Source organism: Micromonospora sp. A3M-1-15, assembly GCF_024213425.1.
Lineage (GTDB): Bacteria > Actinomycetota > Actinomycetes > Mycobacteriales > Micromonosporaceae > Micromonospora > Micromonospora chersina.
Genome location: NZ_JANAVK010000002.1, coordinates 1,103,075 through 1,129,276 on the forward strand (window position 1 = coordinate 1,103,075; position 26,202 = coordinate 1,129,276).

A 26,202-nucleotide genomic window follows, 5' to 3' on the forward strand; every position below is an offset into this window, starting at 1 on the left:
GAGCCCCGCAGTCGCGAACGAAGGAGGCACAGTGAACGCCGAGCGCGAGGAGATCGCCGTCGTCGGCGCCGGGCTGGCCGGCTGCCTGCTGGCCTGCTTCCTGGCCCGGCGCGGCTACCCGGTCGCCCTCTACGAGCGCCGGCCGGACCCGCGCACCGGCAAGGTCGAGCGGGGACGCTCGATCAACCTGGCGCTCTCCGAGCGCGGGCTGGACGCGCTGCGCCGGATCGGCCTGGACCACCAGGTGATGACCGACGCGCTGCCGATGCGCGGCCGGATGATCCACCCGGTGGAGGGGGAGCCGCAGTTCCAGTCGTACAGCGTCTCCGGCGACCGGGCGATCAACTCGATCAGCCGGGGCGCGCTGAACAACGCGCTGCTGGACGCCGCCGCCGCGCTGCCCGGCGTGCGGATCGCCTTCGACCACCGGCTCGTCGGGCTCGACCCGACCAGTGGCGAGATGACCTTCGAGACCCCGCAGGGCAAGGTCACCGAGACCGCGTCGGTCGTGCTGGGCGCCGACGGCGCCGGCTCCGCCGTGCGCGGGCAACTGCTGGCGTACGGGGCGGTGACCGAGAGCCTGGACTTCCTCGACTATGGCTACAAGGAACTCACCATCCCGCCGATCGGCGGCGAGTTCGCCCTGGACCCGGGCGCGCTGCACATCTGGCCGCGCGGCACCTCGATGATGATCGCGCTGCCCAACCCGGACCGCTCCTTCACCTGCACGCTGTTCTGGCCGACCCACGGCACCCAGAGCTTCGCCTCGCTGGGCAGCCCGGCCGCCATCGAGACGTACTTCGCCACCCACTACCCGGACCTGGTGCCGCTCGCGCCGAACCTGGTCGACGACTACCAGCACAACCCGGTCGGTGTGCTCGGCACGGTCCGCTGCACGCCGTGGCAGGTGGCCGGCAGGGTCGGCCTGCTCGGCGACGCGGCGCACGCCATCGTGCCGTTCTACGGCCAGGGCGCGAACTGCGCGTTCGAGGACGTGGTCGAGCTGGACCGCTGCCTGGACGAGTGCGGCGACCAGTGGGCGTCGGCGCTGCCGCTGTTCCAGCACCGCCGGCAGGCCAACGCCGAGGCGATCGCCCGGATGGCGCTGACCAACTTCGTGGAGATGCGGGACAAGGTCGCCTCGCCGGTGTTCCAGACCCGCAAGAAGATCGAGCACGCGCTGGAGCGCGCCCTGCCCGGCCGCTACGTCTCGCAGTACGAGCTGGTCTCCTTCTCCACCACCCCGTATGCCGAGGTGCGCCGCCGGGTGCGCCGGCAGTACGGAGTGGTGGGGGCGGTGGCGGCCGGCGCGCTGGTGGCGCTGGCCGGTGCGGCGGCGGCGCTCGGCCGAGGGAGGCGGGCATGACCCTCTGGGATCCCCGGCTGATGGCCGGGCACGCGCCGGACGGCCCCGGCCTGCTGCGCAACTTCGTGGGTGGCTCGTTCACCGACGCCGGGCCGCGGTTCACCAAGCGCAGCCCGGTGACCGGCGAGCCGGTGTTCGAGGTGGTCGAGGCCGGCGAGTCCGTCGTGGACGACGCGGTCACCGCGGCCCGGGCGGCGCTGCGCGGCCCGTGGGGCCGGATGGGCGAGCGGGAGCGCGCCGAGGTGCTCCGCCGGGTCGCCGACGAGCTGGAACGCCGCTTCGACGACCTGGTGGCCGCCGAGGTGGCCGACACCGGCAAGGCCATCTCGCAGGCCCGCACGCTGGACATCCCGCGCGGGGCCGCCAACTTCCGCGCGTTCGCCGAGATCGTGGCGACCGCGCCGACCGAGTCGTTCACCACGGTCACCGCGACCGGCGGCCGGGCGCTGAACTACGCCGTCCGCAAGCCGGTCGGCGTGGTGGCGATCATCGTGCCGTGGAACCTGCCGCTGCTCCTGCTCACCTGGAAGGTCGCCCCGGCCCTGGCCTGCGGCAACGCCGTGGTGGTCAAGCCCAGCGAGGAGACCCCGGCGTCGGCGACCCTGCTGGCCGAGGTGATGGCCGAGGCGGGCGTGCCCGAGGGCGTGTTCAACCTGGTGCACGGCTTCGGCCCCGGCTCGGCCGGCGAGCACCTGACCCGGCACCCGGGCGTCGACGCGATCACCTTCACCGGGGAGTCGGCCACCGGCAGCGCCATCATGCGGGCCGCCGCCGACGGGGTGAAGGCGGTCAGCTTCGAGCTGGGCGGCAAGAACGCCGGCCTGGTCTTCGCCGACGCCGACCTGGACGCGGCGGTCGCCGGCTCGGTCCGGTCCAGCTTCACCAACGGCGGCCAGGTCTGCCTCTGTACCGAGCGGATCTACGTGCAGCGGCCGGTCTTCGAGGAGTTCACGGCCCGGCTGGCCAAGCGCGCCGACGAGCTGGCGTACGGGTGGCCGGCCGACGAGGCCACCGTGAACATGCCGCTGATCTCGCACACCCACCGGGACAAGGTGCTCGGCCACTACGAGCTGGCCCGCACCGAGGGCGCCGAGGTGCGCGCCGGGGGCGGCACGCCGCGCTTCGGCGACGCCCGCGACGGCGGCGCGTACGTGCAGCCGACCGTGCTCACCGGGCTGGGGCCCGACGCCCGCACCAACCGGGAGGAGATCTTCGGTCCGGTGGTGCACGTCGCGCCGTTCGACGACGAGGACGAGGCGTACGCCCTGGCCAACGGCACCGAGTACGGCCTGGCGGCGACGGTCTGGACCCGCGACGTGGGGCGGGCGCACCGGGCCGGGTCGCGGCTGGACGCCGGCATCGTCTGGGTGAACACCTGGTTCCTGCGCGACCTGCGCACCCCGTTCGGCGGCGTGAAGGCGTCCGGCATCGGCCGGGAGGGTGGCGTGCACTCGCTCGACTTCTACTCGGAACTCACAAACGTCTGCGTGGACCTCTCATGACCGAGCGGAGTGCGCGGAGCGGGCAGAATGGCCGGCGTCCCAAGCGAACGCAGCGAGGAGCCGGCATGACCGTCGACATCGAAGCCGCCAACCGGGAGCTGGCCGTGGCCCGGCAGGAGGAGAAGCCGTGCCCGCCGCTGCGCGGGCGGCTGCTGCCGGAGGGCGACATCGAGGCGGCCTACCAGGTGCAGCAGGTCTACACGCGGCAGCGGCTCGGCAAGGGCCACCGCCGCGTGGGCGCGAAGATCGGTCTCACCTCCCGCGCCGTGCAGGAGAACTTCGGCGTCTTCCAGCCCGACTTCGGGGTGCTCTTCGACGACATGGCCGTCGGTGACGGCGTCGAGGTGCCGATGAGCCGGCTGCTCCAGCCCCGGGTGGAGGCGGAGATCGCCTTCGTGCTCGGCGCCGACCTGCCCGACGAGCGGGTCACCACCGTGGACCTGATCCGGGCCGTCGACCACGTGCTGCCGGCTATCGAGATCGTCGACTCGCGGATCGCCGGTTGGGACATCTCCATCGTGGACACCGTGGCGGACAACGCCTCCAGCGGGCTGTTCGTGCTCGGCACCGCGCCCCGCCGGCTGGCCGACGTGGACCTGCGGCTCTGCGGCATGGTGCTGGAGCACGCCGGCGAGCCGGTCTCGGTCGGCGCCGGGGCGGCCTGCCTCGGCAACCCGCTGCACGCCCTGGAGTGGCTGGCCGGCACGATGGCCCGCGCCGGCGACCCGCTGAAGGCCGGGGACGTGGTGCTCTCCGGGGCGCTCGGCCCCATGGTGCCCGTGACGCCCGGAGCGGCGTACGAGGCACGGATCTCCGGGCTCGGCTCGGTGCGGACCTGCTTCTCGAAGGAGACGCGATGAGTGTCGGAGTGGCGGTGCTCGGGTCGGGCAACATCGGCACCGACCTGATGATCAAGGTGCTGCGGCTCAGTGGCGAGCTGCGCATGGTGGCCATGGCCGGGATCGACCCGGAGTCCGACGGTCTCGCCCGGGCCCGCCGGCTCGGCGTCGCGACCACCGCCGAGGGCGTCGACGGCCTGGTGGCCATGCCCGAGTTCGCCGACGTGGAGCTGGTCTTCGACGCCACCTCGGCCGGCGCGCACCAGCGCCACGACGCGGTGCTGCGGGCGCACGGCCGGACCGTGGTCGACCTGACCCCGGCCGCCATCGGCCCGTACGTGGTCCCGCCGGTCAACCTCGACGAGCACCTGCACCAGCCCAACGTGAACATGGTGACCTGCGGCGGGCAGGCCACCGTGCCGATCGTGCACGCGGTCGGCCGGGTCACCCCGGTCGCGTACGGGGAGATCGTGGCCTCGATCGCCTCGAAGTCGGCCGGGCCGGGCACCCGGGCCAACATCGACGAGTTCACCGAGACCACGGCCCGGGCCATCGAGGTGGTCGGCGGCGCCGAGCGCGGCAAGGCCATCATCGTGCTGAACCCGGCCGACCCGCCGCTGCTCATGCGGGACACCGTCTACTGCCTCTGCCCGGACGCCGACGCCGACCGGACCGCGATCGCCGCCTCGGTGGCCGACATGGTGAAGACCGTGCAGGAGTACGTCCCGGGCTACCGCCTCAAGCAGGACGTGCAGTTCGACCGGGTGGACACGTACGCGCCGGTGCTGGGCCGGCACTTCACCGGGCTCCAGGTCTCGGTCTTCCTGGAGGTCTCCGGCGCCGGGCACTACCTGCCCGCGTACGCCGGGAACCTGGACATCATGACCTCGGCCGCGCTGCGCACCGCGGAGCGACTGGTCACGCTCCGAAAGGCGGCCGCGCAATGACCGACCTCTACATCCAGGACGTGACGCTGCGCGACGGCATGCACGCCATCGCCCACCGGTACACGGTGGACCAGGTGCGGACCATCGCGGCCGCGCTCGACGCGGCCGGGGTGGCCGCCATCGAGGTGGCGCACGGCGACGGGCTGGCCGGCTCCAGCGTCAACTACGGCCACGGCGCGGCCGGCGACGCCGACTGGATCTCCGCCGCCGCCGAGGTGCTGACCAGCGCGCGGCTCACCACCCTGCTGCTGCCCGGCATCGGCACCATCGCCGACCTCAGGGCGGCCAAGGCGCTCGGGGTGACAAGCGTCCGGATCGCCACCCACTGCACCGAGGCGGACATCTCCGCCCAGCACATCTCCTGGGCCCGGGAGAACGGCATGGACGTCTCCGGGTTCCTCATGATGTCGCACATGAACGACCCGGCCGGGCTGGCCGCCCAGGCCAAGCTCATGGAGTCGTACGGAGCGCACTGCGTCTACGTCACCGACTCCGGCGGGCGGCTGCTCATGTCCGACGTGGCGCAGCGGGTCGACGCGTACCGGCAGGTGCTCGACCCGGAGACGCAGATCGGCATCCACGCCCACCACAACCTGTCCCTCGGCGTGGCCAACAGCGTGCTGGCCGTCGAGCACGGCCGGATCCCCGGCCCCGGGCCGGCCGGCGCGGACGCCCCGCACGGGCGGACCGTCCGGGTGGACGCGTCGCTGGCCGGCATGGGCGCGGGCGCCGGCAACGCCCCGCTGGAGGTCTTCGTGGCGGTCGCCGAACTGCACGGCTGGAAGCACGGCTGCGACGTGTTCGCGCTCATGGACGCGGCCGACGACCTGGTCCGCCCGCTCCAGGACCGGCCGGTCCAGGTCGACCGGGAGACGCTCTCCCTCGGGTACGCGGGCGTCTACTCCAGCTTCCTCCGCCACGCCGAGCGCGCCTCCGCGAAGTACGGGGTGGACGTCCGCTCGATCCTGGTCGAGCTGGGCCGGCGCCGGATGGTCGGCGGCCAGGAGGACATGATCGTGGACGTGGCACTCGACCTGGCCGGTAAGGAGAACTCATGATCGGGCCGGACATCGCGGGGATCGCCGAGAAGCTGGGCGCGGCGGCCGACACGGCCACCGCGATCCCGCAGCTCGCCGCCGAGACGGGCCTCGACGTGGACGCCGCGTACGCGGTGCAGGCCGCACTGCTGAAGCGCCGCCTCGACCGCGGTGAGCGGCTGGTCGGGCTGAAGATGGGGCTGACCAGCAAGGCGAAGATGGCCCAGGTCGGTGTGGACGAGGTGATCTGGGGCCGGCTGACCGACGTGATGCGGGTGCCCGACGGCGGCACGGTCGACGTGGCCGACTTCATCCACCCCCGGGTCGAGCCGGAGGTGGCGTTCCTGCTGGACCGCCTCCCCGAGCCGGGCGAGCCGGTCGGCGCGTTCACCCGGGCCGTCCGCGCCGTGGCGCCGGCCATCGAGCTGATCGACTCCCGGTACGCCAACTTCACCTTCTCCCTGCCGGACGTCGTGGCCGACAACACCTCGGCCGCCGCGTTCGTCGTCGGCCCCTGGTCGCCCGTGCCCGAGGGCCTGGACAACCTGGGCGTGCTGCTGGAGATCGACGGCCGGGTCGCGCAGGTCGGCTCGACCGCGGCGATTCTCGGCGACCCGCGCCGGGCGCTGGACGAGGGCATCCGGCTGGCCGGCCGGCACGGCGTCCGGCTGCGCAAGGGCTGGGTCTTCCTGGCCGGCGCGGCCACCGCCGCCGTGCCGCTGCGCCCCGGCGCGCACGTCCGCGCCGTCGTCGAGAAGCTCGGCACCGCGTCCCTCAAGGCGTCGGCGTGAGCGCGAGGAGTGAGCCGGGTTTGCGAGCCCCGCAGTCGCGAACAGAGAAGGCTCAGACCGCCCGCGTGGTCGCCGGGAAGGCCGTGCCGCGGGGCGCCTTCCCGCACGTCAAGGTCGCCGGCGGGTTCGTCTTCGTCTCGGGTACGTCGTCGCGCCGGCCGGACAACACCTTCGCCGGTGTCTCGGTCGACGAGTTCGGCACCACCGACCTCGACATCCGGGCCCAGACCCGGGCGGTGGTCGGGAACATCCGCGACCTGCTCCGCTCGGTCGGCGCCGACCTGAGTGACCTCGTGCAGGTCACCAGCTACCTGGTCAACATGAACGACTTCGGTGGCTACAACGAGGTGTGGGCGGAGTTCTTCGACGCCACCGGACCGACCCGGACCACGGTGGCCGTGCACCAGCTTCCGCACCCGCACCTGCTCATCGAGATGCAGGCCGTGGCACTACTTCCGTCGGGAGGTCAGTCATGAGTGAGATCGCCGAGCCGTTCAGCTTCCAGGGCTGGATCGGGGAGAACCAGCACCTGCTCAAGCCGCCGGTGGGCAACAAGGAGATGCTGCCGGGCAGCGACGACTTCATCGTCATGGTGGTGGGCGGCCCGAACCAGCGGACCGACTTCCACGTCGACCCGTACGAGGAGTTCTTCTACCAGGTCAAGGGCAACATGCACATCAACCTCATGTTGCCCGAGGGACCGCGTACAGTGCACGTGCGCGAGGGTCAGATGTGGATGCTGCCGCGCAACACCCCGCACTCGCCGCAGCGCCCCGAGGCCGGCTCGATCGGCATGGTGATCGAGCGGGTCCGCGAGGAGGGCACGCTGGAGAAGTTCCAGTGGTACTGCCCCGAGTGCAGCCACAAGGTGCACGAGGTGGAGCTCCAGGTGCGCGACATCGCGGCCGACCTGCCCCCGGTCTTCGCGGATTTCTACGCCGACGAGAAGGCCCGCACCTGCGGCAACTGCGGCGCCCTGCACCCGGGCAAGGGCTGATGCCGCGACGCGTCGTCGACGTGCACACGCACGTCGTACCCAAGGGGTGGCCGGATCTCGCCGCGGCCTGCGGCGGGTCCGGCTGGCCCTGGCTCCGGGTGGACTCCGAGCGCGCCGCCATGATCATGGTGGGGGAGACGGAGTTCCGGCCGGTCGGCGCGGAGTGCTGGGACCCGGAGACCCGCCTCGCCGACATGGCCGCCGACGGGGTCGACGTGCAGGTCGTCTCGCCCACCCCGGTCTTCTTCAGCTACGACCGGCCGGCCGACCAGGCGGTGAAGGTGGCCCGGATCTTCAACGACCTGACCCTGGAGGTCACCGCGGCCGGGGGCGACCGGTTGGTGCCCTTCTGCCAGGTGCCGTTGCAGGACCCGGACGCCGCCTGCGCCGAACTAGACCGCTGCCTGGCGGCCGGGCACGCCGGGGTGGAGATCGGCAACCACGTCGGCGACCGCGACCTGGACGACGCCGGCATCGTGGAGTTCCTGACCCACTGCGCCGAGGTGGGCGCGCCCGTCTTCGTGCACCCGTGGGACATGCCGGGCGGCCCCCGGCTCGACCGGTGGATGGCCCGCTGGCTGACCGGGATGCCGGCCGAGACGCACCTGTCGGTGCTGGCGCTGATCCTGGGCGGCGTCTTCGACAAGGTGCCCGACACGCTCCGGATCTGCTTCGCGCACGGCGGCGGCAGCTTCCCGTTCTGGCTGGGCCGCGCCGACAACGCCTGGCACCGCCGCGGCGACCTGGTACGCGGCGCGTCCAGCGCCCCGCCCAGCGCCTACGTCGACCGGTTCAGCGTCGACTCGGTGGTCTTCGAGCCGGCCGCATTGCGGCTGCTCGTCGACACCATGGGCGAGGACCGGGTGCTTGTGGGCAGCGACTACCCGTACCCGCTGGGGGAGCGGCCGGTCGGGCAGGTGGTGCACCGGGCGGACTTCCTCACCGACGCGCAGCGGGCCAAGCTCCTCGGCGACAACGCCCTCCGCTTCCTGCACGGCTGACCCGCCCGGCGGGCACGCGGCGGGGGAGAGTGCGAGGGCCGCCGTGACCAGGCAGGATGGGGTCATGGCCGAGCCGCACGACCTGACCGCGCTGGAGCAGGCCGCCGCGATCCGCCGGGGTGAGCTGTCCAGCGTGGAGCTGGTCGAGCACCACCTGCGCCGGGTGGACGCGCTCGCCGACACCCTCGGCGCGTTCGTCACCGTCACCCCGGAACGCGCGCGGGCGGCGGCCGCCGAGGCCGACGCCGTGCCGGCGGACCGGCGCGGCCCGCTGCACGGGGTGCCGACCGCCATCAAGGACCTCACGCTCACCGCCGGGGTCCGCACCACCTTCGGCTCGGCCGCCTTCGCCGACTTCGTGCCGCCGGTCGACGCCGACGTGGTCCGGTTCATGGCCGGCGCCGGGCTGGTGAGCCTCGGCAAGACCACCACCTCCGAGCTGGGCTGCTCGCTCTACTCCGAAGGGCTCGTCGCGCCGCCGGCCCGCAACCCGTGGGGTCTCGGCCACACGGCGGGCGGGTCCAGCGGCGGGGCGGCGGCCGCGGTGGCCGGCGGCCTCGTGCCGGTGGCGCAGGGCTCCGACGGCGGCGGTTCGCTGCGCATCCCGGCGTCCCTCTGCGGCCTGGTCGGCTACAAGCCCAGCCGGGGGCTCGTCTCCGGCGGCCCGCTCGGCTTCGGGGCGTTCGGGCTGCCCATCAGCGGCCCGCTCGGCCGGACCGTGACCGACGTGGCCGCGCTGCTCGACGTGCTGGCGCAACCGGTGCCCGGCGAGCCGTACCTGGCGCCCGCCGCGCCCACCGGCGGCTACCTGGGCGCCGCCCGGGACGCCGCACCGGGTCGGCTGCGGATCGGCCGGTTCACCGCCCCGATGCTCGCCGACGAGCCGGTCCACCCGGACTGCGTGGCCGCCGTTGACCGGGCCGCCGCGCTGCTCACCGCGGCCGGCCACGAGGTGGTCGACGTCCCCGCGCCGCTCGGCCCCGACGCGTGGCCGCTCTTCGAGACCGTCTGGTACGTGCTGGCGCTCGCCCCGGTGCCGCCGGAGCGGGAGAGCGACCTGCTGCCGCTGACCCGGTTCCTCCGCGCCCGGGGGGCGGCCGTCGGCGCCGGTCCGCTGATGGCCGCGCTCGGCGAACTCCAGGCCCAGGTACGCCGCGGCGTGGGCCGTACCGCCGGGTGCGACCTGCTGCTCTGCCCGACCCTGGCGGCCCCGCAGGCGCCCGTGGGGGCGTTCGCCAGCCTCGATCCGGCCGAGGATTTCGACCGGCAGCGCCGGTTTTCGCCGTACTGCGCCATCTTCAACGTCACCGGCGACCCGTCCGTTTCCCTGCCGGTCGGCCGGACCGGCGACGGGATGCCGGTCGGCGTGCTGCTCACCGGCCGGTACGGCGACGACGCGACATTGATAGCCACTGCCGCGCAACTGGAGCACGGCTGTGGCGGGTGGGATCAGCACCCCGCAATCTGGCGGGCCGTCGACTCCGCTAACGTGAACAGCACAAGCGGAGTCGGGCGCGCGTCGTCTTGACCGTCCACCCGACCCGGAAAATTCCTGGTCTCTCTTTCCGCCTGGGGGCGTTGGGATTGTCTGTTACCGAGACGTTGCTGGTCTTCGTCGGCATCCCGGCGGCCGCCGTGCTGGTGATCGCCGGGCTGGCGGCCGTGGGCAACCGTGGTGGCGGCGGTGGCGGCGCCAAGCGCTACCGGCCCGGCCGGCCGTTCGACTTCACTCCGGTGTGGTTCCTGGGCCGCCCGGAGCAGCTGGCCGACTCGGCCGGCACCGCACTGGCCGCCGGCGCGCAGGCGCCGGCGCTGACCAGCCGCAAGCAGGAGCAGGCCGGCCGGGAGGCACCGGCCGGTGGAACCGGAGGCGCAAGTGACCGTTGGTGAGAAGCAGGCCGCGACGGGGACCGGTAACCCGCCCGAGGTCCTGGACGGGCCGTTCTCGACCCGTCAGCTGCTCCGCATCGACGAGGCGCTCCGCCTGGCCGACCAGGGCACCGGCCTGGTCTTCTCGGTCTACGTGGGCGGCCTCGACGAGCCGATCCGCGAGCACGCCGGGCGACTGCACCGCCAGCTCGCCGAGCCGGACCGGTCCGTGCTGATCGCCGTGTCGCCCAACCAGCGGCAGCTCGAGATCATCACCGGCCGGTACGCGCGCAAGCGCATCCCGGACACGTACGCCAAGCTGGCCGCACTCTCCATGGTGGCCTCGTTCGGCGGCGGCGACCTGGCCGGCGGCATCATCCAGGGCCTCGACCAGCTCGCCAGCCACGCCGGCAAGGGCTGACCCCCTTCCGCACACGACGAAGCCCGGCCCGCGCGACGCGGGCCGGGCTTTCTCGTGTCCCGGGTCAGCGAGGCCGGGCGCCAGGGCCGACAAACGGCCGGGGCCGGCGCGGGCTCCCACCCACGCCGGCCCCGGCCGCGTGCTCCTCGGTCAGGCGGTCCGGGCGTCCCGGGCGCGGGCCTTGAGGGCGCGGGAGACGCCGTCGCGGCCCTCCGCCACCAGCCGGCGCAGCGACGCCGGGTGACCCTCCTGGGCCAGCCAGGCGTCGGTGGCCGCCACCGTGTCCTCCTCGACCAGGTACGCCGGGTAGGCGAGCTGCACGAACTCCTGCGCCGGCTCGCTGTCCCGCTGCGCCCACACCTGCGCCGCCGCCGCGAAGTACTTCTCCCGGTACGGCGCGGTGAGCTCCACCTGCGCCGGGTGGGTGAAGCCCTGCAGCAGCGCCCGGTTGCGCCAGTTCGGCAGCGCCTCCGGGCCGGTGAGCTGCGCCCACACCGCCGCCTTGTTCTCGGCCGTCGGCACGAGCGCGTGCGCGTACGCGGCCTCCCGCTCGCCGCTGGCGGTCCGGTCGCCGGCCAGCTCGGCCTCCACCTCGGCGGCCCCGGCCGCGCCGTTGGCCACCAGCGACTGGAGGACGGTCCAGCGCAGCTCGGTGTCCACGGTCAGCCCGTCGGGCACACCGGCGCCGTCCAGCCAGCCGCGCAGCGCGGCCAGGTCCTCGCCGGAGCGGGCCGCGGAGGCGTACGCCCGGGCCCAGGCCAACTGGAAGCCGCTGCCCGGCTCGGCCGCGGCGAGCGCGGTCCGGGCGGTCCGGGCCAGCTCGGCCCAGCCGGTCGGCGCCCAGGCCGGGTCGGCGTAGAAGGTGAGCGTGGTGGTCGCCTGGCGCAGGGTGGCGGTGACCAGGTTGATGTCGGTCTCCGCCGGCAGCCCGGCCAGCACCAGCGCCACGTAGTCCCGGGCCGACAGCTCGGCGTCGCGGGTCATGTCCCAGGCGGCGGTCCAGCACAGCGCGCGGGCCAGCGACGAGTCGAAGCCGGCGATGTGCTGCACCACGGTCGCCATCGACCGCTCGTCGAGCCGCAGCTTCGTGTACGTCAGGTCGTCGTCGTTGAGCAGCAGCACGTCGGCGGCGGGCTTGCCGTGCAGCACGGACAGCTCGGTCAGCTCGCCGGTCACGTCCGCCTCGACCCGCTCCCGGCGGACCAGCCGCCCGTCGGTCAGGTCGTAGAGGCCCACGCCGATCCGGTGGGTGCGCAGGGTCGGGTGCCCGGCGGGCGCCTCCTGCCGGACCAGCACCCGCTCGTACGTGCCGTCGGCGCCGATGGTCACCTCGGGGCGCAGCGTGTTGACCTGGGCGGTCTCCAGCCACTGGGCGGCGAACTTGCGCAGCTCCCGGCCGGAGGCCGTCTCCAGCTCGGAGAGCAGGTCGTCGAAGGTGGCGTTGCCCCAGGCGTGCTTGCCGAAGTAGGCCCGCAGGCCGGCCACGAACGGCTCCTCGCCCACGTACGCGACGAGCTGCTTGAGCACGCTGGCGCCCTTGGCGTAGGTGATGCCGTCGAAGTTGACCTCGACGGCCTCCAGGTCCGGCATCTCGCAGTAGACCGGGTGGGTGGAGGAGAGCTGGTCCTGCCGGTAGCCCCAGTTCTTCCGGATGGACAGGAAGGTCGTCCACGCGTCGGAGAAGCGGGTGGCGTGGGTGTTGCACCAGTGGCTGGCCCACTCGGCGAACGACTCGTTCAGCCACAGGTCGTTCCACCAGCGCATGGTGACCAGGTCACCGAACCACATGTGCGCCAGCTCGTGCAGGATCGTGTTGGCCCGCTGCTCGTACTCGAAGTCGGTGACCTGCGAGCGGAAGATGTAGTGCGACTCGGCGTGCGTGACGCAGCCGAAGTTCTCCATGGCGCCGGCGTTGAAGTCCGGCACCCAGAGCTGGTCGTACTTGGGCAGCGGGTAGCGCACCTGGAACTTCTCGTGGAAGAAGTCGAAGCCCTGCTTGGTGATGAGGAACAGGTCGTCGGCGTCCATGTACTGCGCCATCGACGCCCGGCAGTAGACGCCCAGGTCGATGCCGTCGTGGCTGTCCCGCACCTCGTGGTACGGGCCGGCGCAGAGCGCCGTGATGTAGGTGCTCATCCGCGCCGACTCGGCGAAGTGGACGGTCTTGAGCGCCTCGCCGGCCGGCTCCTCGCGCTCCACCGGCGAGTTGGACACCACCCGCCAGTGCTCCGGGACGGTGGCGTGCCAGGTGTAGACGCTCTTCAGGTCGGGCTGGTCGAAGCAGGCGAACACCTTCTGCGCGTCGGCCGTCTCGAACTGGCTGTAGAGGTAGGTCTCGCCGTCGACCGGGTCGACCGTGCGGTGCAGGCCCTGACCGCTGTTGGAGTAACCGAAGTCGGCGTCGACAACGAGGACGTTCTCGGCGGCCAGGCCGGTGAGGGTGAGGCCCTTCTCCGCCGACCAGCCGGACAGGTCGACCGGCGTGCCGTTCAGCGTCGCCGAGCGCACCGACTCGGCGGCCGTCTCGATGAAGCTGCTCGCCCCCGGCTCGGCACAGCGGAACCGGACCTCGGTCACCGACCGGAACGTGCGGCCGTCGGCCTGCACCGCGGTCGACAGGTCAAGCTTGATGTCGTACCCGGTGACGTCGAGCAGGCGGGCCCGCTCGGTGGCCTCGACCTGGGTCAGGTTGCGCACTCCCGGCACTGTTCGTCTCCATCCCACTCGTCTCGCCGCGCCCCGCGGCACCGGCCTCCCGGCCCGCTCGTGACGGCCGGTCCGAAACCGAGTCTTCCATGCACGGTCACCCTTCGGTGGCCGAGGTCACGCTCTCATTCCGGTACCGGTCGATGCCGCGTGGGGTGAGGATCGGAGGGGAAGGCGCCGGAGCTCCGGCGCCGTGGAGTCGTGAAGGGATGACACCGTGACCGAACGTGTCGCCGTGGACATGTGGTTCGACCCGCTGTGCCCGTGGGCGTGGATCACCTCCCGTTGGCTGCTGGAGGTCGAGCAGGTCCGGGACGTGGACATCCGGTTCCACGTGATGAGCCTCTCGGTGCTCAACGAGGGCCGGGACCTGCCGGAGCAGTACCAGGATCTGATGAAGAAGGGCTGGGGCCCGGTGCGGGTCTGCATCGCCGTCGAGCAGGCGCACGGCGGGGAGGTGCTGGGGAAGCTCTACACCGCGATGGGCACCCGGATCCACCTCGGCAAGGAGGAGCTGGGCCGGGACATGCTGGCGGGGGCGCTCACCGACGTCGGCCTCGACCCGGCGCTCGCCGACGCCGCCGAGTCGACCGAGTACGACGAGGCTCTGCGGGCCAGCCACGAGGCGGGCATGCGGCCGGTCGGCACCGACGTGGGCACCCCGGTCATCCACGCCCCGGGCCCGGACGGCCGGCAGGTCGCCTTCTTCGGCCCGGTGATCACCCCGGCGCCGAAGGGCGAGGCGGCCGGCCGCCTCTGGGACGGCGTCCTGCTGGTGGCCGGCACCCCCGGCTTCTACGAGCTGAAGCGCAGCCGCGAGGTCGGCCCGGTCTTCGACTGAGCCGCGCCGGACGAGCCCCGCGCCGCCCCGTCACCGGGCCGGTGCGGGGCTCGTTTCACCGGGTGTCCCAGCCGGCGGCCCGTCCGGGGCCGCAGCCCGGCAGCTCCTGGAGGCGTTCCCATGGGTAAGCACCGCCGCCTGTCCGCCGAGGCGCCGGAGACGGCGACCGAGGACTCCGGCGCGACCTACTGGTCGGTGGCCGAGGGCGACTGGCCGGCGGTCCCGGCCGAGATGGCCGGCCTGCTGGCTCCGCCGATCGTGGTCGGCGTGGCCCGGGTGGTGGCCACCTCACGGATGACCCCGCCCGCCGACGCGGGCCTGCCGGCCCGCATCCCGGGCACGGTCCGCACCAGCGCCGCGGCGGGCCGCCCGGCCCCGGCCGGGACGACGACGGTCCGGCTCAGCGCCTCCGGCGGCTCCCGGCCGGCCGCCCCGACGCCGGGCGGGAGCGCGGCCTCCGGCCGGCACCGCACCGGCTGAACCGGTCCCCTTTCATCTGGTGGACGGCGCGCGGGTCCGGCACCGGCGCTCCGGACGGCGCGGGTAGCGTCAGCGGGCATGACGGTCGTGCATCCGATCGCCCGGGCCTGGATCACCACTGGCGGCACCGGCGCGCAGAACTACGACGAGTTCGCCGACGACGCGGAGATCACCGCCATCGTCGAGGCGAATCCGCACAGTGCCCTGGGCATCGAGATGCCCCACCGGGCGCCGGGAAGCCTCGGGAAGTCCTTCCTCGACGCGCTCCCCGACGCGGTGGCCCGCCTCGCCGAGGCGAAGGCGGACGGCAGCTACACCCCGGCCGAGCAGGTCGTGGTCCTCTACCGGATCAGCGCGCCGGGCGAGGAGAGCGCGTACGGGCTGTTCGCCATGGTCGACACCGACCAGATCTCCACCCGCGCCGACGAGCCCGGCCTGGTGATCCGCAACGAGGACGTGTTCATCGCGAAGGTGCGCGAGCGCGTCGCCCTCGCCGAGGCGCTGGGCCACCTGCTCTCACCCGTACTCCTGCTCCAGACCGGGCGCGGCGACGAACTGCACGCCGCGCTCGCGGCGGCGACCGAGTCGGCCGGCGCGCCCGCCGCCACCGACGTGGACCAGGCCGGGCGCACGCACGCCATCTGGCTGCTCGGCCCGGGCCCGGCGCAGGACGAGCTGACCGCCCTGGCGGGCGGCGGCGAGCTGGTGGTCGCCGACGGCAACCACCGCAGCCTGGCCGCGCAGACCGGCGGCTTCCCGCGCTTCCTGTCGGTGATCACCACGCCGGCGTCGGTCGCCATCCAGCCCTACAACCGGCTGGTCAGCGAGCTGACCACCACCCCCGACGAGCTGCTCGACCGGCTCCGCGCCGCCGGCGCGGAGATCACCCCGCTCGCCGGCCCGGTCGGCGTCCCCGCGACCGGCGGCACCGTGCACCTCCACCTCGCCGGCCAGGGGTACGCGGTGCGCCTGCCGCACGTCGGCGGCGAGCGCCTGGAGAACCTCGACCACGCGCTGGTCGAGCGGCTGCTGCTGCGCGACGCGCTCGGTCTCGACCCGGGCGACAAGCGGATCACCTACGTGGGCGGCGACTACCCGGCGAGCTGGCTCACCGGCGAGGTCGACGCGGGCCGGGCCGAGCTGGCCGTCCTCGTCGCCCCGGTGACCGTGGACGACTTCGTCGCGGTGAACCTGGCCCGGGAGAAGATGCCGCGCAAGAGCACCTGGTTCACCCCGAAGGCGCGGGCCGGCCTGGTCGTGGCCGAGCTCCCCCGAGCAGCCGTGTGACGAATCCGCCTCCGTGCCGCCGCCCGCGCGCTGGCACGGGGGCGGGCCTGTCAGACTGCGCGGTATGCGCGTCTACCTGGGATCCGATCACGCCGGTTTCGAGCTGAAGGTGCACCTCGCCAACCACCTGGCCAAGCAGGGGTACGAGGTGGTCGACGTCGGCCCGCACGCCTTCGACCCGGACGACGACTACCCGGCGTTCTGCCTGCACACCGGGCAGCGCGTGGTCGACGACCAGGGCAGCCTGGGTGTGGTCATCGGCGGCTCCGGCAACGGGGAGCAGATCGCCGCCAACAAGATCGCCGGGGTCCGGGCGGCGCTCGCGTGGAACATCGACACCGCCCAGCTGGCCCGCGAGCACAACGACGCCAACATCGTCGCGATCGGCGGCCGGCAGCACACCCTGGACGAGGCGACCGCCCTGGTCGAGGCGTTCCTCGCCACCCCGTTCTCCGGCAACCCCCGGCACGCCCGGCGGATCGCCCAGGTCGCCGACTACGAGCAGAGCCGCCAGCTTCCCGACCTGCCCGCCTGACGCCTCCCGGACGGGCGCGCCCGCGCGGGTCGCGCCCGTCACCGCCCGGTGCGGGGCAGTTCCTCCCGGGGCACCCAGTTGCGGCGGACGATCACCACCCGGGCCTCGGCCTCGGCCAGGTCCTCGTCGGTCGGCCGGGCGGCGTCCCGCGCGCGCAGCGCGGCGGTCACGCTCACCTGCGACGAGCCGGAGCCGACCAGGCCGCGCAGCCCCCGCTCGCCCTCGTCGGCGGGCGGCCCCGGGCGCCGGCCCCGCGGCTCCTGCTCCGCATCGGCGCGTCGGGCGCCGCGCGGCGACCTGGAGCCGTCGTCCGGCGACTCCGGCTCGGCGCGTCTGGCGCCGCCGCGCGGCGGCCGGGGGGCCAGGTCGTCGTGCATCGCGGCCGTGCTCGCGCTCGGACCGTCGGCGTCCGGCGGCCCGCCGTCGCCGTGGTGCCGCAGCCGTCGTCGCCGGCGCTCCGCATCACCCATCACCCGACCGTACCGGGCGCGGGAGGCGCCGGGGGAGTCAGAAGACCTCCATGGGGGCCGGGGCGCGGTGCCAGCCGAAGGCCGGGGCCGTCGCCGCCACCGTCCCGGGGACCAGCTCCCGGACCCGGCCGGCGGCGGTGAGCGCGGCCAGGCCGGCGCCGCCCAGGTAGAGCTCGCCGAGGGCGCGGACGTCGCAGGCCAGCCCGGCCGGCGCCGCGGTGGCCGTGCACTCCGCCCCGGACGGGCCGCCGACCAGCCGCCACCGGCCGCCGTTCTCGGGCAGCAGGTCGTCGGTGACCTCGACCACCACGTCGACGTCGGTGGCGTACCGGCGGGCGGCCAGCGCGGCCGGCACGTCCACGACGCGCACCCAGAGGGCGTCGGCGAGCTGGGCGCCGAGCTGCCGCGGCTCGTCCACCAGCCGGAACAGCGGCTCGTCCACGGCGGCGATCGGGAAGGACACCCGGCGGGTCAGGTCGATCGTGAGCAGCAGCCGCCACAGCGCCAGGTACGCCTCCGGCCGGGCCGCCACCACCTCGCCCACCTGGACCTCGGCCCGCGGCCCGCTGCCGGCCCACTCCTCCTTCGTCCGGTAGAGCGCGTACCCGTCGAGGCCGTCCGGCCCTTCGTGCAGCAGCACCCGGCGCTCGGTGGCGCCGCCCCGCAGCCCCTTCACGTCGGCGAGGACGTAGTCCCACCAGGGTTCGCTCCGGTGCGACCAGCCGGGGCGGTCGGCGCGCACCCGCTCGTACAGCCGGGCCAGCTCGGCCCGGTGCGGCGCCGGCCGGTCGAGGCGGAGCGTGCCCTCGGCGGGCGTCGGGTCCGGCAGGCGCAGCCCGAGGGTGTCGCCGGCCAGCACGAACCGCTGCGCGGCCAGGCCGTAGCCGAACCGGGGATAGATCCGGCCCTCGCTGGCCCAGAGCACCGCGAGCGGCTCCCGGCCGGCGTCGCGGACCTCGCGGAGCTGCCGGCGCATGAGCCCGGTGAGCAGCCCGCGCCGGCGGTGCGTCGGGGCGACCGAGACCATGGTCACGTGCGCGGCCGGCACGCTGGCCCCGGGCACGGCCAGGTCGCGGGTGAACGCCGCGGCGTGCGCCACGGCGATCGCGCCGTCGCGGACCAGCAGCGCCCGGTCCGGTTCGAAGATCGCGCGCTCGACCTCCCGCAGCTCGGGTTGCACGTCGCCGTGGAAGGCCAGCGTCAGCAGTGCGGAGATCTCGTCGAAGTCTTCGGCCCGGGGGACCAGCGCGTCGGTCATCCGGTGTGTCTAACCCATCACCTTCGGGGTCGGCACCCTATTTGCCGGCTCGCTACCCTCGGAACCGTGGCCGGCGTGGGTCAAGGGGGAGGACACGAGATGGCGGACCAGACACAGCCGTGGGCCGAGCGGACGGTCGAGGTGCCGCCGCAGCCCGGCGGGGTGCCTTCGCAGCGGGACGCGTTCCGGCGCGGGGTGGCGGCGGTCGGCCAGCCGCGTACGCCCCGGACCGAGCAGTTCCCCGCCGTCGACCCCGGCGACTGGACGGGCGACTCGGCGCCCCGGCGACCGATGGGCTGGCACCTCGCCCAGCTCCGCCGGGGCGGGGAGTGGAGCGCGGCCGGCGCCCTGTTCGCCTTCGTCTGCTGGGGCATCTGGGCGATCTCCGGCAGGGGCGACCTGGCCGCCCCGCTGCTCACCTTCGTCCTCAGCCTGCTCACCGCCGTCGGCCTGTTCGCCCTGGCCCGCCTGCTCGGCCGGCTGGTCCTGGAGCGGCAGCTCGGCCGGGTGCGGCGCAGCGCCCGCGGGGCGCACCTGGTGACCGCGCTCTTCCTGGCCGGCGTGGGGGTGGCCTACCTCCAGCAGACCGAGTGGGTGGTCTCCGCCTGGAACTGGGCGACCGGCAACTGACACCGTGGCCGCGGGCGGGCGGCCCCTGCCGCCCGCCCGCGCGCCCGGTCGCGGAACGCCGCGACGCCGGTCGTCACTCCACCAGGACGGCGCTCGCATTACCCGGCCCGACGCGGTTCATCCGTCGCCCGGTGGGCTGAGCGGTCACTGGCCCTCGGCGTCGGCCTTCGGGGAGGCCACCCGGGCCGCCGGGTCCTCGACGCCCGGCTCCCCGCCGCCCGGCGCCACCATCCCGTCGTAGTACGCCTTCGTGTTCGTCTCCATGGGCCAGCCGTACCCCTGGCGGAAACGGTGACCTCCACCGGCGGAGCCGGGCCGTTCACCGAGCCGGGGCGTGCTTCCGGCGCACCCGACCCGGTGAGCCGTTGCGCCGGCGCGGGGTCGCGACCAGCATGACGGGATGGGCGCGTATCGATCAGCGTACGAGCGGAGCATCGCCGACCCGGCCGGCTTCTGGCGGGAGGCCGCGGCGGACCTCGACTGGCACCGGGCGCCGGAGCGGATCCTCGACGACAGCGCCGCGCCGCTGTACCGCTGGTTCCCCGACGGCGTGCTGAACACCTGCCACAACGCGCTGGACCGGCACGTGGCCGCCGGCCGGGGCGACCAGCCCGCGGTGATCCACGACAGCCCGGTCACCGGCACGGTCCGCACCCTCAGCTACGCCGAACTGCTCGCCGAGACCGCCCGGTTCGCCGGAGCGCTGCGCCGGCTCGGCGTCGGCCGGGGCGACCGGGTGCTGCTCTACCTGGCCATGGTGCCGGAGGCGGTGATCGCCATGCTGGCCTGCGCCCGGATCGGCGCGGTGCACTCGGTGGTCTTCGGCGGCTTCGCCGCCCACGAGCTGGCCGTCCGCATCGACGACGCCCGCCCGGCCGTGGTGGTGGCCACCTCCTGCGGCATCGAGGTGGACCGGGTGGTGCCCTACCACCCGATCCTCGCCGCCGCGCTGGACGAGGCGACCCACGCCCCGGCGCACTGCGTGATCGTGCAGCGCCCCCAGGAGCCCGCCCCGCTGCTCCCCGGCCGCGACCTGACCTGGGACGAGGTGATGGCCGACGCCGAGCCGGTGGAGTGCGTGCCGGTCGCCGCCACCGACCCGCTCTACGTCCTCTACACCTCCGGCACCACGGGCCGGCCGAAGGGCGTGGTGCGGGACAACGGCGGGCACGCCGTGGCGCTGCGCTGGTCGATGCGGAACGTCTACGGCATCGAGCCGGGCGACGTCTTCTGGGCCGCCTCCGACGTGGGCTGGGTGGTCGGCCACTCCTACATCGTGTACGCGCCGCTGCTCACCGGCGCGACCACCGTGCTCTACGAGGGCAAGCCGGTCGGCACCCCGGACGCCGGCGCGTTCTGGCGGGTGGTCGCCCAGCACCGGGTGGCCGCCCTGTTCACGGCACCCACCGCGATCCGGGCGATCCGCCGGCAGGACCCGGACGGCGCGCTCCTGGCCGGACACGACCTGAGCAGCCTGCGCACCCTCTTCCTGGCCGGCGAGCGGCTGGACCCGGACACCTGGGCGTGGGCGGGGGAGCGGCTCGGCGTACCCGTGGTGGACAACTGGTGGCAGACGGAGACCGGCTGGCCGGTGGCGGCCAACCCGCGCGGCCTGGAGCCGCTGCCGATCAAGCCCGGCTCGCCGTCGGTGCCCGTTCCCGGCTACGACATCCGGGTGGTGGACGGCGGCGGCCGGGAGGTGCCCGCGGGCACCGACGGCTCGATCGTGATCCGGCTGCCCCTGCCACCGGGCTGCCTGCCCACCCTCTGGGGCGACGACGAGCGCTTCGTCCGCTCCTACCTGGCCGCCTTCCCCGGCTACTACCTGACCGGCGACGGCGGCCGGTTCGACGACGACGGCTACCTCTACGTGATGGGCCGCACCGACGACGTGATCAACGTGGCCGGGCACCGCCTGTCGACCGGGGCGATGGAGGAGGTGCTGGCGACGCACCCGGCGGTCGCCGAGTGCGCGGTGATCGGCGTGGCCGACGCGCTCAAGGGCCAGGTGCCCAGCGGGTACGTGGTGCTCAAGGCCGGCGCCGACGCGGACCCGGACGCGCTCGCCGGTGAGCTGGTCGCCCTGGTCCGGCAGCGGATCGGGCCGGTGGCCGCGTTCCGCCGGGTGACCGTGGTGCCGGCGCTGCCCAAGACCCGCTCCGGCAAGATCCTCCGCCGGACCATGCGCGGGCTGGTCGAGGGGCGGGACGAGCCGGTGCCGCCGACCATCGAGGACCCCGCGGCGCTGGCCGTCTTCCGCGACCTCGGCGCTACTCCTTGACGAAGCGGTGGAGCACGAAGTCCTGCTCGGAGCCGCACACGATGACCTGGGTGTTCCACGAGCAGGAGTCGCCCCGGACGTCCTTCAGCTCGCCGAGCTGGGCCACCGTGCCCGACTCGGCGCCCACCCCGGCCACGCTGCGGTCGTCGACCCCGCTGCCCAGCGGGTCGGCGAAGACCAGCAGGTTGCCGGCGTCGACCCGGACGGCCACCCCGTCCTCGTCGTCGAGCACCCTCTTCCCGTCCGGCGCGAAGAGGGTCGCCGCGGGCTCCGGGTAGAGCCGCCGGGCCAGCACCCGCTCGCCGACCGGCACCAGCTGGGTCATCCCGGGCGCCGGCCACCGCTTGACGTCCTTGTCCTCCTGCGCGGCCACCACCACGGCGGTCTTGTCGTCGGAGTTGGTCACCTCCAGCAGGCAGGCCCGGTGCTCCCCGCACGGCGCCAGCGCCTTGGCCCGCCGGTCGTTGTTCTCCGCCCGGTAGAGCACGCTCGGCTGTGCCTGCTTCCCCAGGTCGTACGCGAGCAGCCGTCCGTCGTCGCCCGCCACGTAGAGCCGGTCCTCGTGGGCGACCACCAGGTCGTCCGGCTCGGCCACCGCCTTCCAGTCGCGGACCACGTCGCCCGACCCGAGGTCGATCAGCCGGACCGACTTGTCCGCGTTCACCTGCACGAGCTGCTCGACCGTGCCCTGCTCCGGGTCCCGGGGCGAACCGTCGCCGTACCCGGGGCCGGAGACCGCCTCGTCGGTCGTCACCGGGTGCACGCTGTCGCGCGTGCTGCCGTACTGGTCGGTCAGGTCGTTCAGCGACCACTTCTCGTCGCCGTTGCTCAGCTTGAGCCCGACGAGCCGTTTGCGCTCGTGGTCGGTGACCGCCACGACGTCCCTGCCGACGAACATCTCGTCGTCCCCCTGCACGCTGTGCCGCCAGCGGGGACCGCCGTGCCCGCCGTCGAGCACCTCGAGCTGGCGCGGGGTACTGCTGCCCGCGGCGTCCGCGAGCAGTGCCACCGCGCCGGGCAACGCGACCACGCCGGCCCACTGGTCGGCCGTGGTGGAACTCTCCTTGCGCCACAGCTCCTTGCCGGTGCCCGCCTCGACGGCCACCACCGCCAGCCGGTCGTCCTCGCGCGGATAGGCCAGGTAGGCCCGGTCGCCCGCGACCGCCGTGAACATCTCCACGGGCCGCTCCCCGCCCGCCGCGACGCGGACGGGCTTGCCGAACGCCTCGAAGTCCAGCTCCGGGTGGCGGTCCCGGGTCAGGTAGAGCAGGGTCGCCGTGGCCACCCCGGCCAGGGCCGCCACGGCGCCCACCGAGATCCACAGCGCCCGCCGGCGCCGGCCACCGCCGGTCGGCGCGGCCGGCGACCCGGGCGCCCCGTTCCCGGGTACGCCGGGCCAGCCCGCCCACGCGCCCGGCTGGTGCGGGATGCCGGGGCCCTGCGGAGGCACGCCGCCGACCGGCGAGCCGGGCGGCAGGGGCGCGGATGCCGGCGTACCCGGGGCCGGTGACTGCGGGGCCACGGCGGTGCCGTGCGGTACGGCGGCGAGCGGCGTGCCCTGCGGTCCGGGGGCGACCCGCGTGCCGTTGGGGCCGGCGAGCGCCGCGCCCTGCGCGCCCTGTTGTGGCGGTCCGGCGGCGACGGTCGTGCCGTCCGGCGCGGCGGCGGCCGGGAGGAGGGGTGTGCGCTGGTCGGCGGCGGGTGGCATCCCGGCCGGCAGCGTGCCGGCGGGGCCGAGACCGGGCAGGGTGCCGGCCGGGCCGGCGACCGGCGTCGCGGCGGCCGGGGTCGCGGCGGCCGGGGTCGCGGTGGCCGGGGTCGCGGCGGCCGGGGTCGCGGCGGCCGGCGGGCCGGCGGGTGCCGCGCCGACCGGGGCCAGCGGAAGCGGCGGGGCGGCCGGGCGGTTCCGCCGCAGCGGCAGGTCGGTCAGCGCGCCCTCGGCGACCGGCAGTTCGGGCTGCTCCAGGACGGTGGGCGCGATCCCCAGCTCGGCGTGGAGCAGCCGCGCCACCAGCGGCATCCGGGACGAGCCGCCCACCAGGAACAGCCCGGCGAGGCGCTCCGGGGTCAGCCCGGCCGCGGCGACCACCCGCCGGGTCTCGGCGACCGCCCGCCGCAGCAGCGGGGCGGCCACCCCCTCCAGCTCCGCCCGGGTCAGCGACACGGCGGCCGGCACCCCGGGCACCGCCACCGGCGCCGCCGTGGTGCGGGACAGCATCTCCTTGGCGCCCCGGACGTGCTCGACGAGCTGGAGCCGCTCCCGCCACCCGGTGGTGTCGGCCGGCTCGCTCAACCGCGCCCACTGCGCCGGGTGGGTGGCGGCGACCCGCGCGCCGACCACCGCGAGCAGGGCGGCGTCCAGGTCCAGCCCGCCCAGGTCGTCGAGGCCGCCGCAGGAGATCACCCGGAAGCCGGAGTCGCCCCACGGGTCCGCGCCCTCGTTGCGGACCACGGCGACGTCCAGCGTCCCGCCGCCGAAGTCGAAGACCGCCACCGACTCGCCTACCGGGACCGGCCGGCGCAGCACCTCGGTGTAGTAGCGGGCCGCCGCGACCGGCTCGCGCAGCAGCCGGGTACCGGGCGGGGTGGGACCGGAGAGGGTGTGCTCAGCCGCCGACGGCCAGCCGGCCAGGGCGAGCGCCTCGGCGAGCACCTGCCGCCGCTCGGCGTCCCAGGTGGCCGGGCAGGTGACCACCGCGGGCGGCAGGAACCCCAGCGCGCCCACCGCGGCCTCGCCCACGGCCCGCAGCACCCCGCCGAGCAGCTCGGCCGGGCGGTACCGGCGGTCGCCGAGCGTCACCTCCGGCCCGTCGACGCGGCGCTTGGGGTTCGGCTCGTAGCGGTCCGGGTCGGCGTGGGCCAGCCGCAGCGCGTCCCGCCCCACGTGCAGGCGCCCGTCGGTGTCGGCGTACACACCGGACGGCAGGATCGGCTCGCCGTCCACCAGCAGCGGTCGGGTACGCCCGTCCGGCCAGCGCAGCACGGCCACGGTGTTCGAGGTGCCGAGGTCCACGCCGAGGGCGAAACCGTCCTGCTGGCCTGACATCCGTCGCTACCTCCACCCGACGAGGGGATGTCCGGCCCCGCATCGTACGCAGCCCCCGCCGCCCGCCGATCCCCGGCGCGTCCGAAGGCGGACGGGGGCGTCAGCCGCCGCTGCGCGCGAAGGGGTTGCGGCCCGTCGCCGTCAGGTAGAGCGGCACGAACACCACCCAGAGGATCAGGCAGCCCAGGAACCACGCCTCCGGGCTCCCGACACGGATGGAACCGAGCGAAACCGACACCGGGTTCCCGCTCCGCTGTCGATCCCTGGCATCGGTGTAGACCCACACGTCGGTACCGAGCGCGACGAGCAGTACGAGGATCGACACCAGTGCGGTGGAGAGCAGCCCGGTCATTCCCGCCACGCCTCCGATGGTCGGACAGAGGAAGAGGCGGCGAGCGTACCTCGCTGTCCGGGCGCCGCGATCACGCGAAGTCCCGCTGTTCACGCTCGGCACGCCGGCGCGGCAGGTCCGCGGGCTGCCAGGATCGGTGGCCCTCCGCCTCGCTGTAGGGTGCGCACGGTGGGATACCTGGTGAGGCCTTCAGGCCGCCTGAACCTCCCGGCGTCGGAGGACGTCGCTGCCGTCGCCGCTGCCACGGCGGCCATGGCTGTACGGGACGGTTGGTACAGCCCGGGTGTGTCTCCGTCAGATGACACGCTGGCGGACATGGCGGAGGCGGCCGGAGCCTCGATCAGCCGCGACGGAGACTGGATCGAGTTCGGTGAGGACGACCAGGGCGACCCCAAGTGGTCGGACCAGGCCACGGCCTTCTACGTCGCGATTGCGCCGTTCGTTCGCTCGGGAATCGTCCAGATCGAGGGCGAAGACGGCGCCCGCTGGTCCTACACCTACGCTGACGGGCGGATCACTCAACAGGGTTGGAACGGTTGGGACGGATCCATCGAGCCGTTCGGCGAGCCGGTGAATCTCCCTCCGCCGGACCACCCGTAGGCGCCAGCGGTTTCTCGGTGATCCTGTTCGTGGTTGCGTGGAGCGGGCGACGGGAATCGAACCCGCACCGTCAGTTTGGAAGAGCGTGCTCAACCGGTCGTGATGCCCCAAACGCCTGCTCCCGGCGGCCACTCCGGTGGCATCTCGTGCCCGCTCGTGACCGCTGGGCCTCGTGGTTACTGGCCCGTCGATGGCCCGGCCGCTCGCGGCAAGACGGAGCAGCGACCTGCGCATGACGAAATCAAGATGGGCGATCCGGCAAGCTGGGTGGACGGCCCGATTGGTGTCCGAGTCGGCACACGGTTTAGGGAGTGTGGACACGTCCGGTAGTCGCGGGGCCCTGCCCTGGCGTGACCCGCGCCGCCACGCCGGCTGCCACGTCCAGGAGCTGACCGCCGTTAACCCTCAGCTCCCGCGCCAACGGGCGCGGCCGTTAGTCGGCTCCCGGACCGACCTTCAAAACGATGACCTCTTCCCTGCCGTCAAGGATGGCCGGTATGTGGGACGCCGAGACGACTAGGTAGGCCGGAGGCTTGAGGCCTTCCTTCAACCTCTGGACACTTACCCGGCAATTTCCCTTCGAAGAATCCAAGGTCCCTTCCGCCAGTTCGACGTACGGGCCATTCGGAATGCTGTCTACTGGTGTCAACCTGAGGTCGGTGTCAGGTCCCGTAACCGCAACACTCCGTACAGGATCAGCTGAGCGGGTGCCGATGTACCCCATTCCTCTCCAGTCATGATCCACATACCGGTTCAGCTTGGAGAAGCCTTCGACCCGCAGACTGTTCGCGCAGGCCTCCACGCGAGCGTCCGGACCGTCGGCCGCACAGGAGGCAGTGAGGACGACCAAAACCAGAGGGATGGGCACCAGGATCCACCGCACGGCACGAGCCGTCGTCCGGCCGTCAAGCATTCACCGATGCTAGTTGTGGCGCTGGGGTCTGGC

The 26,202-nt window shown here is 74.1% G+C and carries 25 protein-coding genes; 19 read left to right on the forward strand and 6 right to left on the reverse strand.

Annotated elements, in window-relative coordinates; genetic code table 11:
• Positions 1 to 31: 31 nt before the first annotated feature.
• The 12 genes from NLX85_RS14995 (at position 32) to NLX85_RS15050 (ending at position 10,770) form a co-directional block, all read left to right on the forward strand.
• Positions 32 to 1,366, forward strand: coding sequence for an FAD-dependent oxidoreductase (locus tag NLX85_RS14995; RefSeq protein WP_254335443.1), 1,335 nt, complete (start codon positions 32 to 34; stop codon positions 1,364 to 1,366).
• A 20-nt stretch (positions 1,367 to 1,386) separates the two neighbouring features.
• Complete coding sequence (locus NLX85_RS15000; protein WP_254335585.1) at positions 1,387 to 2,868, forward strand: 2-hydroxymuconic semialdehyde dehydrogenase; 1,482 nt, start codon at positions 1,387 to 1,389, stop codon at positions 2,866 to 2,868.
• Between the two features lie 65 nt (positions 2,869 to 2,933).
• Entirely contained in the window at positions 2,934 to 3,728 is a 795-nt protein-coding gene (locus tag NLX85_RS15005) for a 2-keto-4-pentenoate hydratase (protein WP_254335445.1), read from the forward strand.
• Entirely contained in the window at positions 3,725 to 4,654 is a 930-nt protein-coding gene (locus NLX85_RS15010) for an acetaldehyde dehydrogenase (acetylating) (RefSeq protein ID WP_254335447.1), read from the forward strand. The genes NLX85_RS15005 and NLX85_RS15010 overlap by 4 nt, the downstream gene beginning before the upstream one ends.
• Entirely contained in the window at positions 4,651 to 5,712 is a 1,062-nt protein-coding gene (gene dmpG, locus NLX85_RS15015; protein WP_254335449.1) for a 4-hydroxy-2-oxovalerate aldolase, read from the forward strand. Before NLX85_RS15010 ends, dmpG begins: the two co-directional genes overlap by 4 nt.
• The gene (locus NLX85_RS15020) at positions 5,709 to 6,482 is read left to right on the forward strand and encodes a 2-keto-4-pentenoate hydratase (protein ID WP_254335451.1); all 774 of its coding nucleotides are present in this window, start codon (positions 5,709 to 5,711) and stop codon (positions 6,480 to 6,482) included. The genes dmpG and NLX85_RS15020 overlap by 4 nt, the downstream gene beginning before the upstream one ends.
• Positions 6,483 to 6,502: 20 nt before the next feature.
• The gene (locus NLX85_RS15025) at positions 6,503 to 6,958 is read left to right on the forward strand and encodes a RidA family protein (RefSeq protein ID WP_254335586.1); all 456 of its coding nucleotides are present in this window, start codon (positions 6,503 to 6,505) and stop codon (positions 6,956 to 6,958) included.
• Positions 6,955 to 7,479 (forward strand): 3-hydroxyanthranilate 3,4-dioxygenase, encoded by a 525-nt coding sequence (locus NLX85_RS15030; protein WP_254335453.1) that lies wholly within the window; start codon positions 6,955 to 6,957, stop codon positions 7,477 to 7,479. The genes NLX85_RS15025 and NLX85_RS15030 overlap by 4 nt, the downstream gene beginning before the upstream one ends.
• Positions 7,479 to 8,480, forward strand: coding sequence for an amidohydrolase family protein (locus NLX85_RS15035; RefSeq protein ID WP_254335455.1), 1,002 nt, complete (start codon positions 7,479 to 7,481; stop codon positions 8,478 to 8,480). The genes NLX85_RS15030 and NLX85_RS15035 overlap by 1 nt, the downstream gene beginning before the upstream one ends.
• Before the next feature lie 64 nt (positions 8,481 to 8,544).
• A complete protein-coding gene (locus NLX85_RS15040; protein ID WP_254335457.1) occupies positions 8,545 to 10,008 on the forward strand; it encodes an amidase in 1,464 nt (487 codons plus the stop codon).
• A gap of 74 nt (positions 10,009 to 10,082) precedes the next feature.
• On the forward strand, positions 10,083 to 10,370 hold the full coding sequence (locus NLX85_RS15045; protein WP_148430771.1) for a hypothetical protein: 288 nt from the start codon (positions 10,083 to 10,085) through the stop codon (positions 10,368 to 10,370).
• Complete coding sequence (locus tag NLX85_RS15050) at positions 10,357 to 10,770, forward strand: DUF5130 family protein (protein ID WP_091319084.1); 414 nt, start codon at positions 10,357 to 10,359, stop codon at positions 10,768 to 10,770. Before NLX85_RS15045 ends, NLX85_RS15050 begins: the two co-directional genes overlap by 14 nt.
• 150 nt (positions 10,771 to 10,920) lie before the next feature.
• Here NLX85_RS15050 and pepN read toward each other — a convergent pair whose 3' ends face one another.
• A complete protein-coding gene (pepN, locus tag NLX85_RS15055) occupies positions 10,921 to 13,467 on the reverse strand; it encodes an aminopeptidase N (RefSeq protein WP_254335459.1) in 2,547 nt (848 codons plus the stop codon).
• 226 nt (positions 13,468 to 13,693) lie between these two features.
• On the opposite strand from pepN, the gene NLX85_RS15060 reads away from it, so the two are divergent.
• The 4 genes from NLX85_RS15060 (at position 13,694) to NLX85_RS15075 (ending at position 16,619) form a co-directional block, all read left to right on the forward strand.
• Entirely contained in the window at positions 13,694 to 14,317 is a 624-nt protein-coding gene (locus NLX85_RS15060; protein WP_254335461.1) for a disulfide bond formation protein DsbA, read from the forward strand.
• A gap of 120 nt (positions 14,318 to 14,437) precedes the next feature.
• The gene (locus NLX85_RS15065) at positions 14,438 to 14,797 is read left to right on the forward strand and encodes a hypothetical protein (protein ID WP_254335463.1); all 360 of its coding nucleotides are present in this window, start codon (positions 14,438 to 14,440) and stop codon (positions 14,795 to 14,797) included.
• Positions 14,798 to 14,875: 78 nt separating this feature from the next.
• Positions 14,876 to 16,084, forward strand: a complete 1,209-nt coding sequence (locus tag NLX85_RS15070; protein WP_254335465.1) for a DUF1015 family protein — start codon at positions 14,876 to 14,878, stop codon at positions 16,082 to 16,084.
• Positions 16,085 to 16,148: 64 nt separating this feature from the next.
• A complete protein-coding gene (locus NLX85_RS15075) occupies positions 16,149 to 16,619 on the forward strand; it encodes a ribose-5-phosphate isomerase (RefSeq protein ID WP_254335467.1) in 471 nt (156 codons plus the stop codon).
• 38 nt (positions 16,620 to 16,657) lie between these two features.
• On the opposite strand, the gene NLX85_RS15080 is transcribed toward NLX85_RS15075, so the two are convergent.
• Both NLX85_RS15080 and NLX85_RS15085 read right to left on the reverse strand, forming a co-directional pair.
• A complete protein-coding gene (locus NLX85_RS15080) occupies positions 16,658 to 17,089 on the reverse strand; it encodes a hypothetical protein (protein ID WP_254335469.1) in 432 nt (143 codons plus the stop codon).
• 37 nt (positions 17,090 to 17,126) lie between these two features.
• The gene (locus NLX85_RS15085; RefSeq protein WP_254335473.1) at positions 17,127 to 18,347 is read right to left on the reverse strand and encodes a GNAT family N-acetyltransferase; all 1,221 of its coding nucleotides are present in this window, start codon (positions 18,345 to 18,347) and stop codon (positions 17,127 to 17,129) included.
• 99 nt (positions 18,348 to 18,446) lie between these two features.
• Between NLX85_RS15085 and NLX85_RS15090 the strand changes: the two genes are divergently transcribed.
• Both NLX85_RS15090 and NLX85_RS15095 read left to right on the forward strand, forming a co-directional pair.
• Entirely contained in the window at positions 18,447 to 18,977 is a 531-nt protein-coding gene (locus NLX85_RS15090) for a hypothetical protein (protein ID WP_254335474.1), read from the forward strand.
• Positions 18,978 to 19,377: 400 nt separating this feature from the next.
• A complete protein-coding gene (locus tag NLX85_RS15095) occupies positions 19,378 to 21,258 on the forward strand; it encodes a propionyl-CoA synthetase (protein ID WP_254335475.1) in 1,881 nt (626 codons plus the stop codon).
• Here the strand turns inward: NLX85_RS15095 and NLX85_RS32995 are convergent.
• Entirely contained in the window at positions 21,248 to 24,304 is a 3,057-nt protein-coding gene (locus tag NLX85_RS32995) for an Hsp70 family protein (protein ID WP_256566696.1), read from the reverse strand. The two genes, NLX85_RS15095 and NLX85_RS32995, sit on opposite strands and share 11 nt — an antisense overlap.
• Before the next feature lie 100 nt (positions 24,305 to 24,404).
• Positions 24,405 to 24,665 (reverse strand): hypothetical protein, encoded by a 261-nt coding sequence (locus NLX85_RS15110; RefSeq protein WP_254335476.1) that lies wholly within the window; start codon positions 24,663 to 24,665, stop codon positions 24,405 to 24,407.
• Positions 24,666 to 24,824: 159 nt separating this feature from the next.
• Here NLX85_RS15110 and NLX85_RS15115 point away from each other — a divergent pair, with 159 nt between their 5' ends.
• Complete coding sequence (locus NLX85_RS15115; RefSeq protein WP_254335477.1) at positions 24,825 to 25,256, forward strand: hypothetical protein; 432 nt, start codon at positions 24,825 to 24,827, stop codon at positions 25,254 to 25,256.
• A 433-nt stretch (positions 25,257 to 25,689) separates the two neighbouring features.
• On the opposite strand, the gene NLX85_RS15120 is transcribed toward NLX85_RS15115, so the two are convergent.
• Positions 25,690 to 26,169 carry a hypothetical protein gene (locus tag NLX85_RS15120; RefSeq protein ID WP_254335478.1) on the reverse strand — a complete coding sequence of 160 codons (480 nt, stop codon included), beginning with the start codon at positions 26,167 to 26,169 and terminating at the stop codon, positions 25,690 to 25,692.
• Positions 26,170 to 26,202: the final 33 nt, after the last annotated feature.

Excerpts from the sequence above, each read along its gene's own strand:
- NLX85_RS15000 (WP_254335585.1), top strand. The coding sequence starts at position 1,387 with ATGGCCGGGCACGCGCCGGACGGCCCCGGCCTGCTGCGCAACTTCGTG.
- NLX85_RS15005 (WP_254335445.1), top strand. The coding sequence starts at position 2,934 with ATGACCGTCGACATCGAAGCCGCCAACCGGGAGCTGGCCGTGGCCCGG.
- NLX85_RS15010 (WP_254335447.1), top strand. The coding sequence starts at position 3,725 with ATGAGTGTCGGAGTGGCGGTGCTCGGGTCGGGCAACATCGGCACCGAC.
- dmpG (WP_254335449.1), top strand. The coding sequence starts at position 4,651 with ATGACCGACCTCTACATCCAGGACGTGACGCTGCGCGACGGCATGCAC.
- NLX85_RS15020 (WP_254335451.1), top strand. The coding sequence starts at position 5,709 with ATGATCGGGCCGGACATCGCGGGGATCGCCGAGAAGCTGGGCGCGGCG.
- NLX85_RS15030 (WP_254335453.1), top strand. The coding sequence starts at position 6,955 with ATGAGTGAGATCGCCGAGCCGTTCAGCTTCCAGGGCTGGATCGGGGAG.
- NLX85_RS15035 (WP_254335455.1), top strand. The coding sequence starts at position 7,479 with ATGCCGCGACGCGTCGTCGACGTGCACACGCACGTCGTACCCAAGGGG.
- NLX85_RS15040 (WP_254335457.1), top strand. The coding sequence starts at position 8,545 with ATGGCCGAGCCGCACGACCTGACCGCGCTGGAGCAGGCCGCCGCGATC.
- NLX85_RS15065 (WP_254335463.1), top strand. The coding sequence starts at position 14,438 with ATGGGTAAGCACCGCCGCCTGTCCGCCGAGGCGCCGGAGACGGCGACC.
- NLX85_RS15070 (WP_254335465.1), top strand. The coding sequence starts at position 14,876 with ATGACGGTCGTGCATCCGATCGCCCGGGCCTGGATCACCACTGGCGGC.
- NLX85_RS15075 (WP_254335467.1), top strand. The coding sequence starts at position 16,149 with ATGCGCGTCTACCTGGGATCCGATCACGCCGGTTTCGAGCTGAAGGTG.
- NLX85_RS15080 (WP_254335469.1), bottom strand. The coding sequence starts at position 17,089 with ATGGGTGATGCGGAGCGCCGGCGACGACGGCTGCGGCACCACGGCGAC.
- NLX85_RS15085 (WP_254335473.1), bottom strand. The coding sequence starts at position 18,347 with ATGACCGACGCGCTGGTCCCCCGGGCCGAAGACTTCGACGAGATCTCC.
- NLX85_RS15090 (WP_254335474.1), top strand. The coding sequence starts at position 18,447 with ATGGCGGACCAGACACAGCCGTGGGCCGAGCGGACGGTCGAGGTGCCG.
- NLX85_RS15095 (WP_254335475.1), top strand. The coding sequence starts at position 19,378 with ATGGGCGCGTATCGATCAGCGTACGAGCGGAGCATCGCCGACCCGGCC.
- NLX85_RS32995 (WP_256566696.1), bottom strand. The coding sequence starts at position 24,304 with ATGTCAGGCCAGCAGGACGGTTTCGCCCTCGGCGTGGACCTCGGCACC.
- NLX85_RS15120 (WP_254335478.1), bottom strand. The coding sequence starts at position 26,169 with ATGCTTGACGGCCGGACGACGGCTCGTGCCGTGCGGTGGATCCTGGTG.